General features: G+C 76.4%; 4 protein-coding genes. 1 reads left to right on the top strand and 3 read right to left on the bottom strand.

Features of this window, described 5'->3' with window-relative positions:
• Window positions 1-98: 98 nt before the first annotated feature.
• Together G3I53_RS15920 and G3I53_RS15915 are read right to left on the bottom strand one after the other, a co-directional pair.
• On the bottom strand, window positions 99-476 hold the full coding sequence (locus tag G3I53_RS15920; protein WP_164338304.1) for a toxin Doc: 378 nt from the start codon (window positions 474-476) through the stop codon (window positions 99-101).
• A gap of 3 nt (window positions 477-479) precedes the next feature.
• Window positions 480-725: a hypothetical protein gene (locus tag G3I53_RS15915; RefSeq protein WP_164338305.1), complete on the bottom strand. Its 246-nt coding sequence runs from the start codon at window positions 723-725 to the stop codon at window positions 480-482.
• A gap of 296 nt (window positions 726-1,021) precedes the next feature.
• Here G3I53_RS15915 and G3I53_RS15910 point away from each other — a divergent pair, with 296 nt between their 5' ends.
• A complete protein-coding gene (locus G3I53_RS15910; RefSeq protein WP_164338306.1) occupies window positions 1,022-3,412 on the top strand; it encodes a SpoIIE family protein phosphatase in 2,391 nt (796 codons plus the stop codon).
• 67 nt (window positions 3,413-3,479) lie between these two features.
• Here the strand turns inward: G3I53_RS15910 and G3I53_RS15905 are convergent.
• Window positions 3,480-4,251 (bottom strand): RICIN domain-containing protein (locus G3I53_RS15905; protein ID WP_164438469.1); only part of this gene is annotated, 772 nt, incomplete at its 5' end.

Below are 4,251 nucleotides of genomic sequence, written 5' to 3'. Positions count from 1 at the left end.
GCCGGCCCCGCTCTCCCGCCCTCGGCCGGCGGCCGCACACGGGAGGACCGGGCGTGCCGCCTGCCGGGCGGGCGCCGGCGCGCGGACCGGCCGGTGCGTCAGATCTGCCAGGAACGCAGCCGGTCGGCCGCGCCGTACACGTCGACCGCGCCGATCATCAGGTCGCGGGCCAGGTCGACGAGCGCGCCGTACGGCGGGTCGATGCCGACGCCGCTGACGAACATGTAGGCCACGGCGGTCGCGCAGGCGAACCGCGCGTTCGCCGACGGCAGCGGCCTGAGCACGGTGAGGCTGTGCAGCAGCGCGGCGGCCCGCCAGGCGGGATCCGAGTCGACGCCCAGACGGGGCGGGTCGACGCGGTGCCGGGCCACGGCGGCCACCAGCGCGGAGAAGTCGTTGATGACGGGCTGATCCGGGAGGACCTCCTCGTGCCGCTGGAGCAGCCAGGGCACGTCGATGTGCAGCACGGGTGCCATCGGTCAGGCGGCCCGTCCTTCGTCCTTGGCGCGCGGTTCGTCGTCCGGGAAGGCGGCGGCGAACTCCTCGGCATGGGACGCGAAGAACCGGCGGAAGGCCTCCGCACCCTCCTGCAGCGCGCGGTGGCGGGCGATGTCGGCCGCGGCGGCCTCCCGGACGAGCGCCTTCATCGAGGTACCGCGCTCCTTGGCGATCTGCCGCAGGTCCTCGAGCTCGCGGTCGCTGAACTCCACGTTGAGAGCTGGCATGCCTTCACGGTACCGCGCAGGTACTTACTCGTAAATATGCCCAGGTCACATGGAGTGCGGAGGGGTACCTGACAAGAGCGGAGACATGGCAGCGGACTCGCCCGGCGCGTGGTGCGGGGCGCGGCAGGCGGACCGCGTGCCGTGGTGTCCCGGCCCCCGGGACCGTCGGGCGCCCGCCGGGGCGGGCCCCGGACCTGCCGCCCTCCGCGGGTGCGGCGGGAACCGCCCTTCAGGCTCTAGGCTGGACCCCAGGCGAGGCACCAGCTCACGGTGAGTGGCGCGATGGAGTGGCGACGATGAAGCCGGACGACCCGTTCGACGATTCCGTGACGGCCCGGGCCGTCATCGCCGCCGACGGCACGCTCACGCAGTGGAACGAGGGGGCCAGGAACCTGCTCGGCCACACGGCCGAGGAGGTCGTCGGCCGCCCCGTCGCCGCCCTGCTGGCGGACGGCGCGCGCATGCCCCGGCCCACGGAGGAGACCCGCTGGGACGGCACGGTGACCCTCCGGCACCGGGACGGCGGCACCGTCACCGTGTGGGTGCTGGCGCACCGGCGCATCACCGAGGACGGCGGGGCCGGCGACTGGCTCGCGGTCACCCCGCTGGACACCGGCGACCAGGAGCTGCCCGACGACCCGCTGGTGCGGGCGGCCGTCTTCCAGTCCCCCTGCGCCACCATGGTCTTCGACCGGGCGCTGCGCCTGCGGGGCGTCAACGACGCCATGGCCGACCTCCTCGGCCTGCCCGCCGACCACCTGCGGGGGCTGCGGCCCACCGAGGTCGGGGGCCGGACGCAGCACTCCGAGCTGGAGCAGCACCTGACGACGGTGCTGCGGACCGGCCGGGGCCACGACATGCAGACGTACATGAAAGCGACCGGCGCGAGCCGCGCGCAGGCCTGGCTGGCCCGGCTCGCGCCGCTCACCGACGACTCCGGGCGGGTGCGGGGCGTCTGCGTGACGGCCCACGACTTCACCGAGCAGTACCGGGCGCGGGAACGGCTCCTGCTGGTCAACGAGGCCAGCATCCGCATCGGCACCACCCTCGACGTGGCCCGCACGGCGCAGGAGCTGGCCGAGGTCTGCGTGCCCGCACTGGCCGACTTCGTCAGCGTCGACCTGCTGGAGCCCCTGGAGCCCGGCGGGGACCCCGGCGGCCCGCTCGCCGCCCCCGTGTCGCTGCGCCGGGTCGCCCACCACTCCCGCACCCCGGGCAGCCCCGAGTCGGTCGCCGACACCGGCCAGGTCGTCGTCTACCCGTCCGCCGCGCCGCAGGCCGACTCGCTGATCGCCGGCCACAGCATCGTGGCCTCGGTGGACTCTGGCGACCTGGACCCGTGGCTCGCGGTGGACCGGGCCCGGGCGAGCCAGGTGCGGCAGTACGGCGTCCACTCGATGATGTCGGTGCCGCTCCAGGCCCGCGGCACGACGCTCGGCGTGGCGGCCTTCACCCGGTACCGCCACCCCGACGCCTTCACCCACGACGACGTGCTGCTGGCCGAGGAGGTCACCGCGCGCGCGGCCGTCTGCATCGACAACGCCCGCCGCTACTCCCGGGAGCGGGAGACCACGCTGACGCTCCAGCGGAGCCTGCTCCCCCGTCATCTGCCGCGCACGGCCGCGGTGGACGCGGCGACCCGCTACCTGCCGGCCGCCCAGTCGGGGGTGGGAGGCGACTGGTTCGACGTGATCCCGCTGTCCGGGATGCGGGTCGCCCTGGTCGTCGGCGAGGTCGTCGGGCACGGCATCCAGGCGTCGGCGACGATGGGCCGGCTGCGCACCGCCGTGCGCACCCTCGCCGACATCGACCTGGCCCCCGAGGAACTGCTCACCCACCTCGACGACCTGGTCCTGCACCTCTCCCAGGAGTCGGGTGCCGACGCCGCCACCGGGGAGGTCGGCGCGACCTGCCTGTACGCGGTGTACGACCCGGTGTCGCGCCGCTGCACCCTGGCCCGGGCCGGGCACCCCCCGCCCGTCCTGGTCACCCCGGGCGGCGGGCCGGCCCAGGAGATCGACCTGCCGCACGGCCCGCCGCTGGGCCTGGGCGGGCTGCCCTTCGAGTCCGCCGAGCTGGAGCTGGCCGAGGGCAGCGTGCTGGGCTTCTACACCGACGGACTGGTCGAGACGCGGGTCCGGGACGCCGACGCGGGCCGCCTGCTGCTGCGCGAGGCACTGTCGCAGGCGACCACCGGATCGCTCGACGAGGCGTGCGACCGGGTCCTGCACACCCTGCTCACCCCGGGCGGCGCCGCCGACGACGTGGCCCTGCTGCTGGCCCGCACGCGCGGACTGCCGTCCGCGCAGGTGGCGACCTGGGACATCCCCGCGGACCCGGCGCTCGTCGCTCCGATCCGGAAGCAGGCCCTGGAGCAGCTCGCCGCCTGGTCGCTGACCGAGGCGTCGTTCACCGCCGAGCTGGTGGTGAGCGAACTGGTCACCAACGCCATCCGGTACGGGGCGCCGCCCATCCGGCTGCGGCTGATCCACGACGCGGCCACCCTGATCTGCGAGGTCTCCGACACCAGTCACACGGCGCCGCACCTGCGCCGGGCCAAGACGTGGGACGAGGGCGGCCGGGGGCTGCTGCTGGTCGCGCAGCTCACCCAGCGCTGGGGCAGCCGGCACACGGCCGACGGCAAGACCATCTGGGCGGAGCTGACGGTACGGGGCGACGACGCCTGAGCCCGGCGCGGGCCGGAGGGGCGGCCGGAGGGGCGGGCCGGAGGGGCGGCCGGAGGGGCGGGCCGCGTCAGCGCCGGCGGCGGTCGGGGCCGTGGTCGTGGTGGTGGTGCCCGCGGCCGTCTCCGTAGCCGTGGCCGTACCCGCCGTCCCGGCCGTCGCCCGTGCACGTGCCCCCGTCGGGGCACGCCGGGACGGACGGGGACGGCCGGGACGCGGTGGCCGACGGGGCCGGGGCCGGAGGGCTCGACGGCGTGGCGGTGGCGGGGGCGGGCTCCGGTGCGGGCGGAGGCGGGGTGGCGGCCTCGGTGTCCCAGGTGACGGCCTTCATCCGCAGGTCGGGCGCGGCGCTGTCGAGCGCCCAGCGCTGCGGGTCGTCGTCGGTGCGGTTCTTCAGGACGAGGGCGCCGGAGCCGTCGGTGGCGGCGGGGGCGAGGGCCAGGCCCTGGTCCGAGCGGGGGATCAGGGCGCCCCGGACGGTGAAGTCGTACCGCATGGCCCGGGCCCGCGCGCCGTCCCCGTCGGTGCAGGGCGTGAGGCGGACGGCGTAGCCGAGGCGTGAGTCCAGGCACAGGTCGGGCCGGGCGACGTTGCGCAGCAGGCCGTCGCCCTCGTAGGTCCACTGCTGCACGGCGGCCGAGGAGCAGGTGGCCAGTTCGGTCTCGGCGTCCTCGGCGGCCCGGCCCCCGACGACCGCGACGCACAGGCCGGAGGCGCTGTTGTGCAGCCGGCCGCGCAGGGCGCCCTGGGAGGCGGCGCCGTCGGCACCGGCCCAGGACGGTCCGCCCTCGTCCCGTCCGGCGCCGGGCGTCGGGGAGGGGCGGGCGGCGGCGTCGCGCCCG

This window comes from Streptomyces sp. SID14436 (genome assembly GCF_010548465.1).
Classification (GTDB): domain Bacteria; phylum Actinomycetota; class Actinomycetes; order Streptomycetales; family Streptomycetaceae; genus Streptomyces.
Note: the sequence above shows the minus strand (reverse complement) of the source record. Positions and strands in the feature narration are given on the sequence as shown.